The sequence below is a fragment of the Streptomyces sp. NPDC051913 genome, assembly GCF_044593635.1.
Classification (GTDB): domain Bacteria; phylum Actinomycetota; class Actinomycetes; order Streptomycetales; family Streptomycetaceae; genus Streptomyces.
Map to the genome: position 1 here is coordinate 25,232 of NZ_JBIUCI010000019.1, position 17,280 is coordinate 42,511.

Consider the following 17,280-nt stretch of genomic DNA (forward strand, 5'->3'; position numbering starts at 1 on the left):
TCAGCTCCCCTTGTCGTTTCTGCGTTGCGGCGTTCACGGGCAGGTGCGCGGACGGCGCTGCAGGGCGATCTCCGTCAGCTCGTCGATGTCGAATTCCGAGCGGCAGTTCGGCGCGCCGTAGCGGGTGATCTTCCCGCGGCTCACCCATTTGCGGATGGTCGCCTCGGACACCCCCACGGCGAGTGCCGCCACATTCGTGGGGACAAGCCGGTGACGTGGCGGTTTCATCATGCGGTGACACCCTTTCGCTGCTGCTCCATGAGCCGCCTCAGGTTCAGCCATTCGTGCATTTCCCAGGAATGTCCGGCCGAGCATTCGATGCTGCCGTTACCGGTGACCCCGCCATTCAGCGCGGGCCTCATCGTTCCTTCGCAGTCGTCCATGGCGCACTGTCGGACGAGGGCGTTCACACTGCTGGGATCGGGGTCGATCGTGCCGCGCAACTCGGCGACGAGGCCCTCGATCTCGTCCACGAAATCGGCGGCCGGCGGCTGCGCCGCGAGCCACTCCAGATGCCGTGCCAGAAACCTCGACAGCTGCGGAACGGAATGCGCCGGAGCCGGGACTCCCCGCTGCTCCACGACGATCTCCGACCAGGAAACGAGAGTCTCGAGGAGGTTGTGCCGGGCATCCAGCACCGAGATGTTCAGGTAGTCCCGCCGCGCACTGCCCGACACCTTCGTCGGGTTGGTGCGTCGCGGCGTCGGCGACACATGGTGCAGGCTCTCCTGGTGCAGCCCGGGCAGCGCGCGCAGATCGCGCTCCACCTGACCCAGGCAGTCGGCGCACAGCAGTGACCCGGTGCCGGCGCGCCGCTCGTCGTCGTGGCTCCTGGGGCACGGGTCGGTGTTCATCGAATCTCCCTCACGAGGCGGCTCGCCGTCCGCGACCTCCGTGAAATCCCATGTGTTTTCCATGTCCCGTACCCCCGTCGATTTCCCAACTCCCGCGTGCGCGTGGGGCGCTCGCGGACCATTGCTTCTTCAGGGGAACTCCAGATTCCCATCCATATCCCCGGAGAGTCGGTGCGATTCCGTCCGAAGCGGAATCGGTGACGCTTTTCGACGAACGTACCGAGGGCTGACCGAGGCCTGCTGGAGTCCCGATACAGCCTTCTTCGCGGCTCGCCAGGAAGCCGGGACAGACCTGATCAGGAGACCGGCTTCCGTTTTCTCAAGCGGGGTTCAACCGGGATCTAAGCATTGGTTGAGCGACTGCCCCGACCGTTGCGGAGAAAGGAGGCGCTGTGGACGGTACGCATGCAGGCGAACGCGCAGTAAGCGTCGGACTCACCGCAAGGCCGCGCACGTCGGTGGCCGGTCCGAGGGTTCCGGGGGACCCGGTCCCGGCCGGCCGTCTGGACCAGCGCGACCCTGTCCTGCCCGTCGAGAGCGGAGGTACCGGTCACTTGAAGGTCTGTCTCGTCGGCGCCGGGCCGCGTGGCCTTTCCGTACTGGAACGGCTCTGTGCCCAGGAGCGGAAATCGCCGCGCTGGGATGCCGTCACCGTCCACGTCGTCGACCCGGACCCCCCGGGCGCGGGACGGGTGTGGCGTCCGACGCAGTCCCGGCATCTGCTGATGAACACCGTCGCCTCGCAGGTCACGGTCTACACCGACGCCAGCGTCCGCATCGACGGCCCGCTGGACGAGGGGCCGAGCCTGTACGAATGGGCCAAGGCCCTGGCCTCCAGCACCCTGGAGCCCGGCGCGGAGTGCGGCTACGACGAGGCCGCCCTCGCCGAGGCCGCCCGCCTCGGCCCCGACAGCTACCCCACCCGGGCCCTCTACGGCTCCTATCTCACCTGGGCGTTCCAGCAGGTCGTCGCCGACGCCGCCGCCCATGTGACGGTGCTGACGCACCCGGTGCGCGCGGTCGCTCTTGAGGACGAGACCGTGCGGACGGGCCCGCAGACCGTCGTCCTGGAGGACGGCACCCGGCTCACCGGCCTGTCCGCCGTCGTCCTCGCCCAGGGCCATGTCCCGGTCCGACTCTCCGACACGGAAGCGGGGTTGACGGCCTACGCGGAGCGCAACGGCCTGATCTACCTCGCTCCGTCCAACCCGGCCGACGTCGACCTCTCCGGCATCGGCCCCGGCGAACCCGTGCTGTTGCGCGGACTCGGGCTCAACTTCTTCGACTACCTCGCCCTGTTCACCTACGGCAGGGGCGGCGTCTTCACCCGCGTCGACGGCCGCCTGGTCTACCGGCCCTCCGGCCGCGAACCCAGGCTGTACGCCGGCTCCCGGCGCGGCGTGCCCTACCAGGCGCGCGGCGAGAACGAGAAGGGCGCCCACGGCCGCCACCACCCCCGGCTGCTGACCACCGGCTACATCGCCGAACTGCGCGCCCGCGCCCCGCACAGCGGCGCGATCGACTTCGCCGCCGACCTGTGGCCGCTGGTGTCCAAGGAGGTGTGCGGCGTCTACTACGCGGCACTGCTCACCGCACGCGGTGCGGCCACGGCCGCCGTCGACACCTTCGTCGAGGCCTATCTGCACGCCGAACCCGGCCCCGAGGAGGACCACCTCCTGGACGCCATCGAGGTCCCGGCCGCCGAACGCTGGGACTGGGAGCTCATAGCCCGCCCCTACGGCGATCGCGTCTTCACCGACCGGGCCGCCTTCCGGGCCTGGCTGCGCGGGCACCTCGACGACGACGTGCGCCTGGCCCGGCAGGGCAACGTCAGCGGGCCCGTCAAGGCCGCCCTCGACGTCCTGCGGGACCTGCGCAACGAGCTGCGGCTCGCCGTCGACCACGCGGGCCTGACCGCCGAGTCCCACCGGGACCACCTCGACGGCTGGTACACCCCGCTCAACGCCTATCTCTCCATCGGCCCGCCCGCCTCCCGCATCGAGGAGATGGCCGCGCTCATGGACGCCGGCATCCTCGACGTGACCGGCCCCGGCCTGCGCGTCACCGCCGACGGCGACGACCCGCTGGGCCCCTGCTTCACCGCCACGTCGACCGCGATACCGGACGTGTCGATCCGGGCCACCGTCCTCATCGAGGCACGGCTGCCCGAGATCGACCTGAGGCGCACCGCGGACCCGCTGATGAGCCGGCTGCTGGACACCGGCCAGTGTCAGCCGTTCCGCATCCCCGGCCAGGGCAGCGCTCATGAGACCGGCGGCCTGGCGGTGTCCGAGCGGCCCTACCACCTCCTCGACGCCCAAGGCGCCCCGCATCCACGGCGGTTCGCGTACGGCGTGCCCACCGAGTCGGTGCACTGGGTGACCGCCGCGGGCATCCGGCCGGGCGTCGGCTCGGTCACCCTGGAGGACTCGGACGCCATCGCGGCGGCGGTCCTGGCCCAGCCCGCACTGCCCGCGCACACAGGGGAGTCAGCCACGGTGACCCTGGCCGCCGCACCTCACACGAAGGCGATCGCATGACGCCCCCCTATGAGACCTCCCGCGCGCACACCCTCTCCGCCCACCTGGACGCGGGGCTCCTCTCCCCGGTCCGGGCGGGCACCGAGGCCGAGGCGGCCGTCGGGGACGGTGCCTGGCTCCAGGCGATGCTCGACGCGGAGGCGGGCCTGGCCCGCGCCCAGGCCCGCTGCGGCACCGTCCCCGCCCAGGCCGCCGCGGCCATCACCGCCGCGGCCCGCGCCGACCTGCTGGACGTACGCGAACTGGCCCTGGCCGCGCGGGAGACCGCGAACCCGGTCGTGGGCCTGGTCAAGGCGCTCACCGCGGTCGTCGCCGAACACTCCCCGCAGGCCGCCGAGTACGTCCATCGCGGCTCCACCAGCCAGGACGTCTTCGACACCGGCGCGATGCTGGTGGCCCAACGGGCGCTGCGGCTGATCGTCCGCGATCTGCGCTCGGTCGCCGACGCCCTGGGCCGCCTCGCCGCCGCCCACCGGGACACGGTGACCGCGGGCCGCACCCTGGCCCTGCACGCCGTACCCACCACCTTCGGGCTCAAGGCGGCCGGCTGGCGCCAACTGGTCCTCGACTCCGTCGAGCGCCTGGAACGGATCGAGCTGCCGGTCGCGCTGGGTGGCGCGGCCGGCACCCTCGCCGGCTACCTCCAGTACGCCGGTGAGGGCGCTGACCCCGCGACCGTGCTCGACGAACTCGGCGCCGCCTTCGCCGACGAGACCGGTCTGGCCGAACCCGCCCTGCCCTGGCACGCCCTGCGCACCCCCGTCGCCGACCTCGGCGCGGCGCTCGCCCACACCACCGGCGCCCTCGGCAAGATCGCCGCCGATGTGCTGGTCCTGACCCGCACCGAGGTCGGCGAGGTCGCCGAACCCGCGGTCACCGGACGCGGCGTCTCCTCGGCGATGCCGCACAAACGCAACCCCGTGCTCGCCACCCTGATCCGCTCGGCCGCGCTCCAGGTCCCCGCGCTGGCCACCGTATTGCTCCAGGCCCTGCCCACCGAGGACGAACGGTCGGCCGGGATGTGGCACGCGGAATGGCAGCCCCTGCGCGAGGCCCTGCGGCTGACCGGAGGCGCCGCGCACACGGCCGTCGAACTCGCCCGCGGGCTCCTGGTGCGCCCGGAGCGGATGCGGGCCAACCTCGCCGCGACCGGCGGACAGCTCGTCTCCGAACGTGTCTCGGCGGTTCTCGCGCCGCGCCTGGGCAAGACGGCGGCGAAGGAACTGCTCACCCAGGCCTCGATGCTGGCCTCCCGCACCGGGCTTCCCTTGGCCGACGTCCTGGCCGACCTGCCCCAGCTCGCCGGCCTCCTCACCCGAGAGGAGGCGACCGCACTCCTCGACCCGGCCGGCTACACCGGCCTCGCCGGCCCGCTCGTGGACCGGGCCCTGACGACCCCGGCCCACGCCCCGACCCCGTCGCCCTGACGGCGGGAACGAGATGGTGCGTACGGCGCGGGCGACGCCGTACGCACCATCGGTGCACCGCGATATCAGCGCCCCGCCTCAAGCCCCCCTCGAATGCCACTTGAGCCGCCGTCGAACCTGGTCGCGTCGGCTCCCGCGCGGCGCATGATGCAAACACAACGCACAGGGGAGGCGGCCGAGTTGAGTCTGGACGCACGTGTTGTCGACAGGGGCGGCGGCCACGGCCACGCCGTGGTGATCGGCTCCGGCCTCGCCGGGCTCACCGCGGCGCGGGCACTGGCGAACCTCATGGACCGGGTCACCGTCGTCGAACGCGACTGGCTGCCGCGCGGTCCCGGCCGCCGCCGGGGTGTGCCCCAGGCACGCCACACCCACACCCTGACCACCACCGCCCACGAAGGTCTGGAGCGGCTGTTCCCCGGGGTCCGCCACGACCTCGTGCGGGCCGGCGCGGTCCGCGTCCGCGTCCCCGCGGACCTGCTGACGCTCGGCCCGGCCGGCTGGCTGCCCCGCTTCGACACGGGCCTGTCCCGGTTCAGCGCCGGCCGCGACCTGATCGACGCGGTGGTACGGGACCGGGTGCGCGCCGACCCCAAGGTGACCTTCCTGCCCGACCAGGAGGCCGTCGCCCTGGAGGCAGGCCCCCAGGACACCGTCGCCGGCGTATGGGTCCGCACCCGCGACCGGCGCTCACCGGACGGCTTCGCACCCCGGCGGCTGCTGTCCGCCGACTTCGTGGTGGACGCCTCCGGCCGCGGCTCCCGCGTCCCCGAATGGCTCACCGAACTCGGCTACGCACCACCGCGCGAGACCGTGTCCGCCGCCGCGACGACCCACGCCACCACCCTCTACGCCCCGCCCGTCGGCCATGTCGCCGACTTCGAGGGCGTGCAGCTCATGCCCGCCCCCGGCGACCCCCGCCGGGCCCTGCTCAGCCCCGTCGAGGGCGGCCGCTGGTCGGTCACGATCAGCACCGGCGACGACAGCACACCGCCCACCGACCACACCGAACTCCTCGACGCCGCCGGCTCGTTGCGCGACCCGCTGCTGCGCGACCTCATCGCGAACGCCACCCCGCTCGGCCCCGTCTACACCTGCCGCACCCGAAGCAGCCGACGCCACTACGAGCAACTGCGCCGCTTCCCGGACCAGTTACTCGTCGTCGGTGACGCCCTCGCCACCCTCGACCCGGCCCACGGCCACGGCATGACCCTCGCCGTGGAGTGCGCCCTCGCCCTGGAGCAGGTGCTCACCGCACACGGCACCGCCGTCGGGATCAGCCACCGGCTGCGCCGGGCGCTGGCCCACCGCCTCGCCCCCGCCTGGCGGTCGGCCACCCGCCCGCTCGATGCGCCGGAGGGCCTGCGCGCCCGGCTCGGCAGCCGGTACGGCTCCCGGCTCGCCGTCGCCGCCACCACCGACCGGCAGGCCGCGACCGAACTGCTCACCGCGCACGAGACCCTCGCCCCACTCGCCGCCCGCGCCCTGTGGGCCACCCTGCGCCCCCGGAGCGAGGCCGCCGCACCGCCACCGCCCACCGCCACCCACGGCCCCGACGCCCGCCGACGCCGTCCCGCCGCACCGACGGCACCCGTCATCGGCGTCGCCACCGGCTCCGTACGGCCCCGGCCCACCGGCTCCTCGGCCCACTGGCCCGCCGTGGCCCCGGCCGGAGAACGGCGGCGACCGTGAACTGGGCCTGGCTTCACGCCACTTGGCGCGTTCAACGCCGTCGCGGACGACATCGCACACTCATACGCTCGGCCTCATGACTGAGGTGACTGAGGCGGAGCAACCAGCCGACCACGCAGAGCACTTGCGGCCACAGATCCGTCAACTCTCTCAAGGATCCCTTGAGTTGCCACTTGAGTATCACTTGAGCGCGGTTGTTCGCCCTTGCCGCGCGTCGATAGCGTTTCACCAGCTCCAGGGCACGGGCCCGCTTGCGCCGCGGCAGGCCACCTCCATGACCGGCCGGACGCCGGCCGTACCGGGTGTGCCTGTGACGGCCGAGCGGCGACGGGAGGGCGCGCGGGTATGAGCACGACCGAGAGGGCGCCACACAGTGTGCGCACCACACCAGCCAAAGGCGAACGGATAGCGGACTGGGCAGACGGACGGCTCGGGATCTACAGCCTCCGGTTCCTGCTGCGCAAGGTGTTTCCCGACCACTGGTCGTTCATGTTCGGCGAGATCGCGCTCTACAGCTTCATCGTGCTGATCCTCACCGGCGCCTGGCTCACCATGTTCTTCGACCCGAGCATGAGCGAGACCGTCTACCACGGGTCGTACGTCCCGCTCCAGGGCATCCCGATGTCCCAGGCGTACGCCTCCACCCTCGACATCAGCTACGAGATCCGCGGCGGCCTGTTCATCCGGCAGCTGCACCACTGGTCGGCCCTGATCATGATCGCCGCGCTGTGCGCACACACACTGCGGCACTTCCTGACCGGCTCGTTCCGCAAGCCGCGCGAGCTGAACTGGCTGATCGGCTTCATCATCCTGGTCCTGGTCACCCTGGAAGGCTTCGTCGGCTACTCACTCCCCGACGACCTGCTCTCCGGCACCGGCCTGCGCATCGCCGAAGGCGTCACGCTCGCCATCCCGGTGGTCGGCACCTATCTGACGCTGTTCCTGTTCGGCGGCGAATACCCGGGAACCGACATCATCCCGCGGTTCTACAGCATCCACATCCTGCTGATCCCGGGCATCGTGCTGGCGCTCACCGCGGCCCACCTGATCCTGGTCTTCTACCACAAGCACACCCAGTTCCGAGGCCCCGGCCGCACCGAGAACAACGTCGTCGGCCAGCCCCTGATGCCGCACTACACGGCCAAGGCGGGCGGGTTCTTCTTCCTCGTCTCCGGTGTGCTCGCGCTGCTGGCGGGCATCGCCCAGATCAACCCGATCTGGACCTACGGCCCCTACCGCGCCGACCAGATCTCCCAGGGCTCCCAGCCCGACTGGTACATGGGCTTCCTCGAAGGCGCCCTACGCGCCATGCCCGCCTGGGAATTCGTGCTGCCAGGCGGCTACACCGTCAACATGGGCGTCCTGCTGCCCGCGGTCATCCTGCCCGCCCTCATGATCAAGATCTTCGCCGCGTGGCCGTTCCTGGAAGCCTGGATCACCGGCGACAAACGGGAACACCACCTGCTCGACCGGCCCCGCGAACAGCCCACCCGCACCGCGTTCGGCCTCGCCTTCGTCAGCTTCTATCTGGTGCTGTTCTTCGGCGGCGCCAACGACGTCCTGGCCGAGCACTTCCATCTGTCCCTGAACCAGATCACCTGGGCGGTACGGATCGGCCTCTTCGCCGTTCCGGCACTGACCTACATCATCACCAAGCGCATCTGCCTCGGCCTCCAGCGCCGCGACCGCGACAAGCTGCTCCACGGCCGCGAGACCGGACGCATCAAGCGGCTGCCGCACGGCGAGTTCGTCGAGGTCCACGAGCGCCTCGACCGCGAGACCGAGTACACCCTGCTGTCCAGGGAGATGCCCGAGATCCTGCCGGCCCCCGAGGCCACCGACGCCGACGGCGTGCCCAACCCCCACGTCCGCGAGGAGAAGCGGCGCCATCTGCTCAGCCGCTGGCTGTTCGGCGGCCAGATCGCCAAGCCCACCCGCGAGGAGATGCGGCACGCCCTGGAACACCTCGACCCCGACCACGCCCCCTCACCCAACGGTCACGCCGCCCTCGAAGAGCGCGACCAGGACCGGCACCAGAACCAACAGGTCCACTGACCCGGCGCACGAGCGGAGCACCGGGTCGGCATGAGAACGCGGCGCGGGTGATCAGGGGACGGATCACCCGCGCCGCTGCCGTTCCCCCGCCCTTGTCCTCCGGCCGCCGTGCCGGAGCATCCACGGAGGCCCGATGAGCCGAATCCCACGGCACCGGGACGAGCCCCGGGCCGAGTCCATCACCCGGGCCCGCCCCGGCCTGTCCCAGGACCTGCGCGGCCGTCAGCGCCGCTACGTCACCGCCATGCTGGTGCGCACCGCCTGCGTCGTCGTGATGGCGCTCACCTGGAACCGCTGGCCGGCCGTCGCGGTCTGCGCCCTGGCGGGCGGGGTCCTCATCCCGTACGTCGCCGTCGTCGCCGCGCAGGCGGGCTGGCGCCAGCAGCGCGGCGTACGGCCCGAACTGGCCCGCCCCGTCACCGAACCCGCGCCCCGGGTCGTCCTCGAACCCACCCTGGTCCTGCCACCGGAACAGAACACGGCGGCCTGAGCCCCGACACACGAAAAACGCCGGGCCGGACACCTTGAGGAAGGTGTCCGGCCCGGCGTGTGCCCGGCTGTTCGCGTTCTCAGCGCGCCCGGTCGGCCTCGCGGAGGATCGCGCAGGCCTCGGCCACCGGGTCGGCGTGCCCACCGGGGTGCACGACCAGATGGAGACGCTGCGCCCGCCCGTCCTGGACGTCGAGCACCAGGGCGTGCAGCACGGTGCCCTCCCGGTCCCGGAAGACCCAGCCGGCCCGGTCGCCCACCAGGGACTCGTCCAGGGTGATGCCGACCCGCGCGAGCGGCGGCACGATCGCCGAGAGCATCCGCGCGACGTTCTCGGCACCGGCCACACACGTGGGCCACGGCAGCGGTTCACGCCCGCCGTCGCTGACCGTCGCGACCGCGTCGAGCAGCTGACGGCAGGCCTCCTCGGAACACCCGAGGGCCGCCGCGATCCGCTCGTCAGCGCACCCGAACGCCTCCCGCAGCACGAACACCGCGCGCTCCAGCGGGGACAGCCGCTCCAGCACCATCAGCGCCGACAGCGACAGCGAGTCCGCCAGCTCCGCCGGCCGGTCCAGGTCGGCCAACCCGCTGTCGGCGAGCAGCGGCCCGACGACCTCACCGCGCGCCACACGGGCCGACTGCAAGGCCCTGGCCGCGATCCGGGTGACCTCGGCCGCCAGGTGCCCCTCGACGGAGGCGGGCTGTTCCGGCGCGGCCATCCAGCGCAGCCAGGCCGCCTGCACCGCGTACTGGGCGGCGCGGGTCTCACCCAGGATCCGGTAGGCGATCGCGTACAGCAGGGGCCGCAGCTTCGTGAACTCGTCGGCTCTGCGCACAGCGGCTCCTCGGCAATGGCCCCCGGGGGGGCGTGCCCGCCGTCAGGGGGGGGGCGACGGACGGGCACGCCTCGGGGGAGGGGGGATCCCAGCCCACTGTAAGAGCGGCCGACCGCCGATTTCTCTACCGGCAGCGGAAGTTCGAGTTCAAATGCAGTGAGGATCCACTGTCGGAGGACGAACGGCATTCATGTCAATGGGACTCGACCGCATTTCGAGGGAATCCACCAATACTCGGGATTCAAACTCCAATGACACTCAGGGAAGTTGACGCAATGACGAGCACTCGAACCAGCCCCGTTCAGGCCGTCGAGGACGCGCTCCGCCGGTTCTTCGCCGACCGCAGGGACGAGGCCGCGGCGATCGGCCCGGCCTGCGTCGACGCGGTCACCGAGCTGGAGACGTATGTACTGCGCGGCGGCAAGCGCGTCCGCCCGACCTTCGCCTGGCTCGGCTGGCTCGGCGCCGGAGGCGACGAGAACGCCGACGGCACGGCCGGTGGTGCCACGGCCGAGTCGGTGGCCCGTATCGGCGCCGCCCTGGAGCTGTTCCACGCCGCCGCCCTGATCCACGACGACGTCGTCGACGCCGCCCCCACCCGCCGCGGCGCCCCCGCCGCCCACGTCATGTTCGCGAGCCTGCACCGGGACGCCTGCTGGAACGGCGACGCGGAACTCTTCGGCACCGGCGCCGCGATCCTGACCGGCGACCTCGCCCAGGGCTGGGCCGAGGACCTCGTCCACACCTCCGGGCTGCCCACGCCGGCGCTGGCCCGGGTGGTCCCGGTCTGGTCGGCCCTGCGCACCGAGGTGCTCTGCGGTCAGCTGCTCGACGTCACGGCCGAGGCGGCGGGCCAGGAGGACATCGACACACCCCAGCGCGTCAACCAGTACAAGACGGCCTCGTACACGGTGGAACGCCCACTGCACATCGGCGCCGCCATCGCCGGCGCGGACGCCGAACTCATCGCCGCCTACCGCGCGTTCGGCAGCGACATCGGCATCGCCTTCCAGCTCCGCGACGACCTGCTCGGAGTGTTCGGCACCCCCGAGGAGACCGGCAAGCCGTCCGGCGGCGACCTCATCCAGGGCAAGCGCACCGTCCTGTTCGCGGCGGCGCTGAAGTACGCCGACCAGCGCGACCCGGACGCCGCCAAGTTCCTCCGCACGAAGATCGGCACCCCGATCACCGACGACGAGCTCACCGCGATGCGCGCCGTCATCACCGACGTCGGCGCGGTGGACCACATCGAGCGTGACATCACCCGGCGCACCGAGCGCGCCCTCGCCGCCCTGCGGTCGAGCAGCGCCACCGACCACGCGAAGGACGAACTGACCGCTATGGCGATCAGCGCGACCCAGCGGACGTCGTGAACCGGCGGACGTCTTAACCCGGCGGACGTCGTAATACTTGGAAATTGCTCAACTCCCGCTCTATAAAAGCCCCTTGGGTGACTCAGGTCACCTCAAGGGGCTCTTGGTTTTCGCATTAGATGCGTGTCACAATTTTTGCACGTCCTCCCTGCCCGAATTCGTTTCAGTGGCAGTGAGTTGACGTCCCATCCGCCGGTTCGTAGCGGCACAAGGTGCCCTCCCGGCTCAGCTCCCCTTTCGACACCGTATTTCGATCTGTGGAGAACGCATGCCCATGAGCAGGTTGCGCTGGCTGACCGCGGGGGAGTCCCACGGTCCCGCGCTCGTCGCGACGCTGGAGGGTCTGCCCGCCGGCGTGCCGATCACCACGGAGATGGTGGCGGACCACCTGGCCCGGCGCCGGCTCGGCTATGGACGCGGTGCCCGGATGAAGTTCGAGCAGGACCAGGTCACCTTCCTCGGTGGCGTCCGGCACGGACTCACGCTCGGCTCGCCGGTCGCCGTCATGGTGGGCAACACCGAGTGGCCGAAGTGGGAGCAGGTCATGTCGGCCGACCCGGTGGACGAGGAGATCCTGGCCGGGCTCGCTCGAAACGCGCCGCTGACCCGCCCGCGTCCCGGTCATGCCGACCTCGCGGGGATGCAGAAGTACGGCTTCGACGAGGCTCGGCCGATCCTGGAGCGTGCCTCGGCGCGTGAGACGGCGGCCCGGGTGGCGCTGGGGGCGGTGGCCCGGTCGTATCTGAAGGAGACGGCGGGGATCGAGATCGTCAGCCATGTCATCGAGCTGTGCTCGGTGAAGGCGCCGCTGGGTGTGTATCCGACGCCGGCGGACGTGGAGAGGCTGGATGCGGATCCGCTGCGCTGTCTGGACGCGGACACGTCGAAGGCGATGGTGGCGGAGGTCGACCAGGCTCACAAGGACGGCGACACCCTGGGGGGTGTGGTCGAGGTCCTGGCCTACGGCGTTCCTGTCGGTCTGGGCTCGCACGTGCACTGGGACCGCAAGCTCGACGCCCGTCTGGCGGGTGCGCTGATGGGCATCCAGGCCATCAAGGGTGTCGAGATCGGCGACGGCTTCGAGCTGGCGCGGGTGCCGGGTTCGAAGGCGCACGACGAGATCGTCAACACGCCGGAGGGCATCCGCCGTGTCTCGGGCCGCTCGGGTGGTACCGAGGGTGGTCTGACCACGGGCGAACTGCTGCGTGTGCGTGCTGCGATGAAGCCGATCGCCACTGTGCCGCGTGCCCTTCAGACCGTCGATGTGTCCACCGGTGAGGCGGCTCCGGCCAATCATCAGCGTTCCGACGTCTCCGCGGTTCCGGCCGCGGGGATCGTCGCCGAGGCGATGGTCGCGCTGGTCCTCGCGGACGCGGTCGCCGAGAAGTTCGGGGGCGACAACGTCGTCGAGACCCGCCGCAACGTCCAGTCGTACCTCGACCACCTGCACATCAGCTGAACGTTCCCCGCGGGCAGCACCCTTCCCGCAGCTCCCGCAACCACCTTTTCCGAGCACACGAGCACACAAACAGGGGTTGACCGTGTCCGAATCCGTAGACGTAGACACCACGGCGACGTCCGCCGCGTTCACCGACGCGTCCGAGGTGCGGAGCCACAACCGCGCCATCGTCGAGCAGTACATGAAGACCCTCGGGCAGGACCGGCTGCGCCGCCACGAGCTGTTCACCGAGGACGGTGTCGGCGGGCTGTGGACCACCGACACCGGTTCACCCGTCGCCACCCACGGCCGCGACCGGCTCGGCGAGCACGCCGTCTGGTCCCTGAAGTGCTTCCCGGACTGGGAGTGGTTCAACGTCCGGATCTTCGAGACGGACGACCCCAACCACTTCTGGGTCGAGTGCGACGGCCGCGGCAAGATCCGCTTCGGGGACTACCCCGAGGGCCTCTACGAGAACCACTTCCTGCATTCCTTCGAGTTCGAGGACGGGAAGATCAAGCGCCAGCGCGAGTTCATGAACCCGTTCCAGCAGCTGCGCGCCCTGGGCATCCCGGTCCCCGAGATCAAGCGCACCGGAATCCCCACCTGATGACGCCCCCTGGCACGAACGACCCCACCGCTGGATCGGAGATCGGCATGAACGAAGTCGTGAAGGACGTCACCCGGGACATCCGTGTCCGTGAGGCGTTGCAGCAGCCCGAGTGGAGCGATCTGCTCCAGCTGAGCCGGGTCGGCGAGGCACTCGCCTCCCGCCCCACCCTCGTACAGCCCGACGACGTGGCCACCATGCGCACCCTGCTCGGCAAGGTCGCCGCCGGTGAGGCCCTGGTCGTGCAGTCCGGGGACTGCGCCGAGGACCCGCAGGACTCCACCGCCGAGCACGTCGCCCGCAAGGTCGCCGTCCTCGACCTGCTCGCCGGGGCGCTCGGCCTGATCACCGGCAAGCCCGTCCTGCGCGCCGGACGTATCGCGGGCCAGTTCGCCAAGCCCCGCTCCAAGCCCACCGAGATCATCGACGGCGTCGAACTCCCGTCGTTCCGTGGACACATGGTCAACGCCCCCGAGACGGACGCCGAGAGCCGGCGCGCCGACCCGCTGCGCATCCTCACCGGCTACATGGCCGCCAGCGACGTCGTCGACCACCTCGGCTGGCGCGAGCGCGGCGCGGGCCGCGACGTCGTCAACCCCCGCGTGTGGACCAGCCACGAGGCGCTGCTCCTCGACTACGAGGTGCCCATGCTCCGCGTGGACGAGCAGGGCCGGCTGTTCCTCGGCTCGACCCACTGGCCGTGGATCGGCGAGCGCACCCGCCAGGTCGACGGCGCCCACGTCGCCATGCTCGCCCAGGTCAGCAACCCGGTCGCCTGCAAGGTCGGGCCCTCCATGGAGCCCGAGGAGCTGCTGGCGCTGTGCGAGCGCCTCGACCCGTGGCGCGACCCGGGCAAGCTCACCCTCATCGCGCGGATGGGCGCCGGCAACGTCGCCGACCGCCTGCCGCGCCTGGTCGAGGCCGTCCGTGAGGCCGGCCACCCGGCGATCTGGCTGACCGACCCGGTGCACGGCAACACCGTCAACGCGCCCAGCGGCCACAAGACCCGCCTGGTGGAGACCGTCGCCCTGGAGGTCTCCCGCTTCGTCACCGCCGTACGCGACGCGGGCGGAGTCGCCGGCGGACTGCACCTGGAGACCACGCCCGACGACGTCACCGAGTGCGCCTACAACAAGGACGACCTGCACACCGTGGGCGAGCGCTACACCTCCTTCTGCGACCCCCGCCTCACCGCGCGGCAGGCCATGTCCGTCGTCGAGTCCTGGACCGCCTGAGACCCCACGCACCCAGCAGGAACAGGAGCCGAAGCCATGACCGGCATACCTCCCATCTCCGCGTACCCGCTGCCCGCCCAGGGCGACCTGCCGCCGGCCGCCGTCGACTGGAAGGCCGACCCCGCCCGGGCCGTCCTCCTCGTCCACGACATGCAGCGGTACTTCCTCAAACCGTTCCCCGACAGCCTCCGCGACGACCTGATACGCGGCGCGGCGCAGCTGCGCGAGCGCTGCGCCGCGCTCGGCGTCCCCGTCGCCTACACCGCCCAGCCCGGCGGCATGACCGACGAACAGCGCGGTCTGCTCAAGGACTTCTGGGGCCCCGGCATGCGCACCACCCCCGAGGACCGCCAGGTCGTCGACGCCCTCGCCCCGGCCGCCGACGACTGGCTGCTCACCAAGTGGCGCTACAGCGCCTTCTTCAAGACCGACCTGCTCCAGCGGATGCGGGACACCGGCCGCGACCAGCTCATCCTGTGCGGGGTGTACGCCCACGTGGGCGTCCTCGCCACCGCCGTCGAGGCCTACACCAACGACATCCAGCCGTTCTTCGTCGCGGACGCCACAGCGGACTTCTCCCAGGAGTACCACCGCTCGGCCCTCACCTACGCCGCCGAGCGCTGCGCCCGCGTCCTCACCGCGAAAGAGGTGTTCGCATGACGTACGGCGATCTGCTCGACCAGGCGCTGAACGGTCCCGCCCAGCAGCCGTACGCGCTGCTGCACCGCCCCGGCGCCACCGGCTCCGACGTCGTCGAGGTCCTGACGGGCGAGGTCTCCCTGCCCGCCACCCTCGCCGACATCGACCTGCCGGAGAGCACGCGGGACGGCGCCCACCACGAGGTCCTCGTGGTCCTTCCCTACCGGCAGCTCACCGAGCGTGGCTTCGCCTGCTCCGACGACGGCACCCCGCTCGTCGCCATGACCGTCACCGGCCAGCAGCGGCTGCCCCTCGACGAGACCCTGGCCCGCATCCCCGACGTGCCCACCACCCTGTCCGGCGGCGACTTCGACGTCGACGACGCCGCCTACGAGGACGTCGTACGCCGCATCGTCAAGGAGATGATCGGCACCGGCGAGGGCGCCAACTTCGTCATCAAGCGCACCTTCGTCGCCGACATCACCGACTACGGCCCGCGCAGCGCCCCCGCCCTGTTCCGCCGGCTCCTCACCCGCGAGTCGGGCGCCCACTGGACGTTCCTCATCCACACCGGCACCCGCATCCTCGTCGGCGCCTCCCCGGAACGGCACGTCAGTCTCCAGGGCGGCACCGCCGTCATGAACCCCATCAGCGGCACCTACCGCTACCCTTCGTCCGGGCCCACCCTCTCCGGCGTCCTTCAGTTTCTCGGCGACCGCAAGGAGACCGACGAGCTGTACATGGTCCTCGACGAGGAACTCAAGATGATGGCCCGGATCTGCCCCGGCGGCGGCCGGGTCGTCGGCCCGTACCTGAAGGAAATGGCGAGGGTCGCGCACACCGAGTACTTCATCGAGGGCCGCACCGACCGCGACGTCCGCGACATCCTGCACGAGACGATGTTCGCGCCCACCGTCACCGGCAGCCCGCTGGAGAGCGCCTGCCGCACCATCACCCAGTACGAGCCCGGCGGCCGCGCCTACTACAGCGGCGCCGCGGCACTGATCGGGCGGGACGCGGACGGCGAGCGGGTCATGGACTCCGCGATCCTCATCCGCACCGCCGACATCAGCGCCGAAGGCCGCATCGGCATCGGCGTCGGCGCCACCATCGTGCGCCACTCCGACCCCGCCTCCGAGGCCGCCGAGACCCGCGCCAAGGCCGCCGCCCTCGTCTCCGCGTTCGGCGGCGCCCCGGAGACCGAACGCTTCGCCGACCACCCCGTCGTCCGCGAGGCCCTCGGACAGCGCAACACCTCCATCGCCGACTTCTGGCTCACCGACGCCGAAGCCCGCGAGGCGGCCCGCCCCGAACTCGCCGGACGCAGCGTCCTCGTCATCGACGCCGAGGACACCTTCACCTCCATGCTCGACCAGCAACTGCGGTCCCTGGGACTGCGGGTGACCGTCAGCCGCTTCGACGAGCCCTACTCCTTCGACGGCCACGACCTGGTCGTCATGGGCCCCGGCCCCGGCGACCCGCAGGAACTCGCCCACCCCAAGATGGCCCACCTGCACCAGGCCATCGACACGCTGCTGCGCGAGGGACGCCCCTTCCTCGCCGTCTGCCTCAGCCACCAGGTCCTCGGACTGCGCCTCGGCCTGCCGCTGCGCCGCAGGGACACACCCAACCAGGGCGTGCAGAAGCAGATCGACCTGTTCGGCGGCCCCGAACGCGTCGGCTTCTACAACACGTTCGCCCTGCTCGCCGACCACGACGAGTTCCACGCGGACGGCATCGGCCCCGTCCAGGTGAGCCGCGACCCGGCCACCGGCGAGGTGCACGCCCTGAGCGGCCCCGGCTTCGCCTCCATGCAATTCCACCCGGAATCCGTGCTCACCCGAGAGGGACCGCGCATCGTGGGGACGCGCCTGGCCGCTCTGCTCACCCCGGCGAAGGCCGCCCACGGGGCCTGAAAACCCCCGGGCGACCGCACCAGAACGGCCGGGCCGACGCCCTCCCCCGAGCGTCGGCCCGGCACCGCCGACACCCCATCGGCACCCGCCGACACCCCATCGGCACCCGCCGACACCCCATCGGCACCCGCCGACACTCATCGGCACCCGCCGAGACCAGAACCACTGGGAGA

Annotated in this window: 14 protein-coding genes; 11 read left to right on the forward strand and 3 right to left on the reverse strand. The window is 71.4% G+C overall.

Going from position 1 to position 17,280, the window contains the following annotated elements:
- Positions 1 to 33: 33 nt before the first annotated feature.
- Together ACIHIX_RS38995 and ACIHIX_RS39000 are read right to left on the reverse strand one after the other, a co-directional pair.
- Positions 34 to 231 (reverse strand): hypothetical protein, encoded by a 198-nt coding sequence (locus tag ACIHIX_RS38995; protein WP_109499984.1) that lies wholly within the window; start codon positions 229 to 231, stop codon positions 34 to 36.
- The gene (locus tag ACIHIX_RS39000; protein ID WP_399964914.1) at positions 228 to 854 is read right to left on the reverse strand and encodes a hypothetical protein; all 627 of its coding nucleotides are present in this window, start codon (positions 852 to 854) and stop codon (positions 228 to 230) included. Before ACIHIX_RS39000 ends, ACIHIX_RS38995 begins: the two co-directional genes overlap by 4 nt.
- Before the next feature lie 554 nt (positions 855 to 1,408).
- Here ACIHIX_RS39000 and ACIHIX_RS39005 point away from each other — a divergent pair.
- From ACIHIX_RS39005 to ACIHIX_RS39025, 5 genes are all read left to right on the forward strand, one after another.
- The gene (locus ACIHIX_RS39005; protein ID WP_399964916.1) at positions 1,409 to 3,394 is read left to right on the forward strand and encodes an FAD/NAD(P)-binding protein; all 1,986 of its coding nucleotides are present in this window, start codon (positions 1,409 to 1,411) and stop codon (positions 3,392 to 3,394) included.
- Positions 3,391 to 4,821: a 3-carboxy-cis,cis-muconate cycloisomerase gene (gene pcaB, locus ACIHIX_RS39010; protein ID WP_399964918.1), complete on the forward strand. Its 1,431-nt coding sequence runs from the start codon at positions 3,391 to 3,393 to the stop codon at positions 4,819 to 4,821. The genes ACIHIX_RS39005 and pcaB overlap by 4 nt, the downstream gene beginning before the upstream one ends.
- 180 nt (positions 4,822 to 5,001) lie before the next feature.
- Positions 5,002 to 6,513, forward strand: a complete 1,512-nt coding sequence (locus ACIHIX_RS39015) for an NAD(P)/FAD-dependent oxidoreductase (protein WP_399964920.1) — start codon at positions 5,002 to 5,004, stop codon at positions 6,511 to 6,513.
- A 345-nt stretch (positions 6,514 to 6,858) separates the two neighbouring features.
- Entirely contained in the window at positions 6,859 to 8,568 is a 1,710-nt protein-coding gene (locus ACIHIX_RS39020; protein WP_399964922.1) for a cytochrome bc complex cytochrome b subunit, read from the forward strand.
- Between the two features lie 133 nt (positions 8,569 to 8,701).
- On the forward strand, positions 8,702 to 9,058 hold the full coding sequence (locus ACIHIX_RS39025; RefSeq protein WP_331728939.1) for a DUF3099 domain-containing protein: 357 nt from the start codon (positions 8,702 to 8,704) through the stop codon (positions 9,056 to 9,058).
- A gap of 79 nt (positions 9,059 to 9,137) precedes the next feature.
- On the opposite strand, the gene ACIHIX_RS39030 is transcribed toward ACIHIX_RS39025, so the two are convergent.
- On the reverse strand, positions 9,138 to 9,896 hold the full coding sequence (locus ACIHIX_RS39030) for a sigma factor-like helix-turn-helix DNA-binding protein (protein WP_399964924.1): 759 nt from the start codon (positions 9,894 to 9,896) through the stop codon (positions 9,138 to 9,140).
- Positions 9,897 to 10,171: 275 nt separating this feature from the next.
- On the opposite strand from ACIHIX_RS39030, the gene ACIHIX_RS39035 reads away from it, so the two are divergent.
- The 6 genes from ACIHIX_RS39035 (at position 10,172) to ACIHIX_RS39060 (ending at position 17,107) form a co-directional block, all read left to right on the forward strand.
- Complete coding sequence (locus ACIHIX_RS39035) at positions 10,172 to 11,269, forward strand: polyprenyl synthetase family protein (protein ID WP_399964926.1); 1,098 nt, start codon at positions 10,172 to 10,174, stop codon at positions 11,267 to 11,269.
- A gap of 274 nt (positions 11,270 to 11,543) precedes the next feature.
- Positions 11,544 to 12,728, forward strand: coding sequence for a chorismate synthase (aroC, locus tag ACIHIX_RS39040; RefSeq protein ID WP_399964928.1), 1,185 nt, complete (start codon positions 11,544 to 11,546; stop codon positions 12,726 to 12,728).
- 82 nt (positions 12,729 to 12,810) lie between these two features.
- Entirely contained in the window at positions 12,811 to 13,317 is a 507-nt protein-coding gene (locus ACIHIX_RS39045; RefSeq protein ID WP_399964930.1) for a PhzA/PhzB family protein, read from the forward strand.
- A gap of 47 nt (positions 13,318 to 13,364) precedes the next feature.
- Positions 13,365 to 14,552, forward strand: a complete 1,188-nt coding sequence (locus tag ACIHIX_RS39050; protein ID WP_399964933.1) for a 3-deoxy-7-phosphoheptulonate synthase — start codon at positions 13,365 to 13,367, stop codon at positions 14,550 to 14,552.
- Between the two features lie 36 nt (positions 14,553 to 14,588).
- Entirely contained in the window at positions 14,589 to 15,212 is a 624-nt protein-coding gene (locus tag ACIHIX_RS39055) for an isochorismatase family protein (protein ID WP_399964935.1), read from the forward strand.
- Positions 15,209 to 17,107, forward strand: coding sequence for an anthranilate synthase family protein (locus ACIHIX_RS39060; RefSeq protein WP_399964937.1), 1,899 nt, complete (start codon positions 15,209 to 15,211; stop codon positions 17,105 to 17,107). The genes ACIHIX_RS39055 and ACIHIX_RS39060 overlap by 4 nt, the downstream gene beginning before the upstream one ends.
- Positions 17,108 to 17,280: the final 173 nt, after the last annotated feature.

What these genes read in the sequence shown, in the direction of transcription:
- ACIHIX_RS39060 (WP_399964937.1), top strand. Translation starts at nt 15,209, where the DNA reads ATGACGTACGGCGATCTGCTCGACCAGGCGCTGAACGGTCCCGCCCAG.
- ACIHIX_RS39025 (WP_331728939.1), top strand. Translation starts at nt 8,702, where the DNA reads ATGAGCCGAATCCCACGGCACCGGGACGAGCCCCGGGCCGAGTCCATC.
- ACIHIX_RS38995 (WP_109499984.1), bottom strand. Translation starts at nt 231, where the DNA reads ATGATGAAACCGCCACGTCACCGGCTTGTCCCCACGAATGTGGCGGCA.
- ACIHIX_RS39055 (WP_399964935.1), top strand. Translation starts at nt 14,589, where the DNA reads ATGACCGGCATACCTCCCATCTCCGCGTACCCGCTGCCCGCCCAGGGC.
- ACIHIX_RS39035 (WP_399964926.1), top strand. Translation starts at nt 10,172, where the DNA reads ATGACGAGCACTCGAACCAGCCCCGTTCAGGCCGTCGAGGACGCGCTC.
- ACIHIX_RS39020 (WP_399964922.1), top strand. Translation starts at nt 6,859, where the DNA reads ATGAGCACGACCGAGAGGGCGCCACACAGTGTGCGCACCACACCAGCC.
- pcaB (WP_399964918.1), top strand. Translation starts at nt 3,391, where the DNA reads ATGACGCCCCCCTATGAGACCTCCCGCGCGCACACCCTCTCCGCCCAC.
- ACIHIX_RS39050 (WP_399964933.1), top strand. Translation starts at nt 13,365, where the DNA reads ATGAACGAAGTCGTGAAGGACGTCACCCGGGACATCCGTGTCCGTGAG.
- ACIHIX_RS39000 (WP_399964914.1), bottom strand. Translation starts at nt 854, where the DNA reads ATGAACACCGACCCGTGCCCCAGGAGCCACGACGACGAGCGGCGCGCC.
- aroC (WP_399964928.1), top strand. Translation starts at nt 11,544, where the DNA reads ATGAGCAGGTTGCGCTGGCTGACCGCGGGGGAGTCCCACGGTCCCGCG.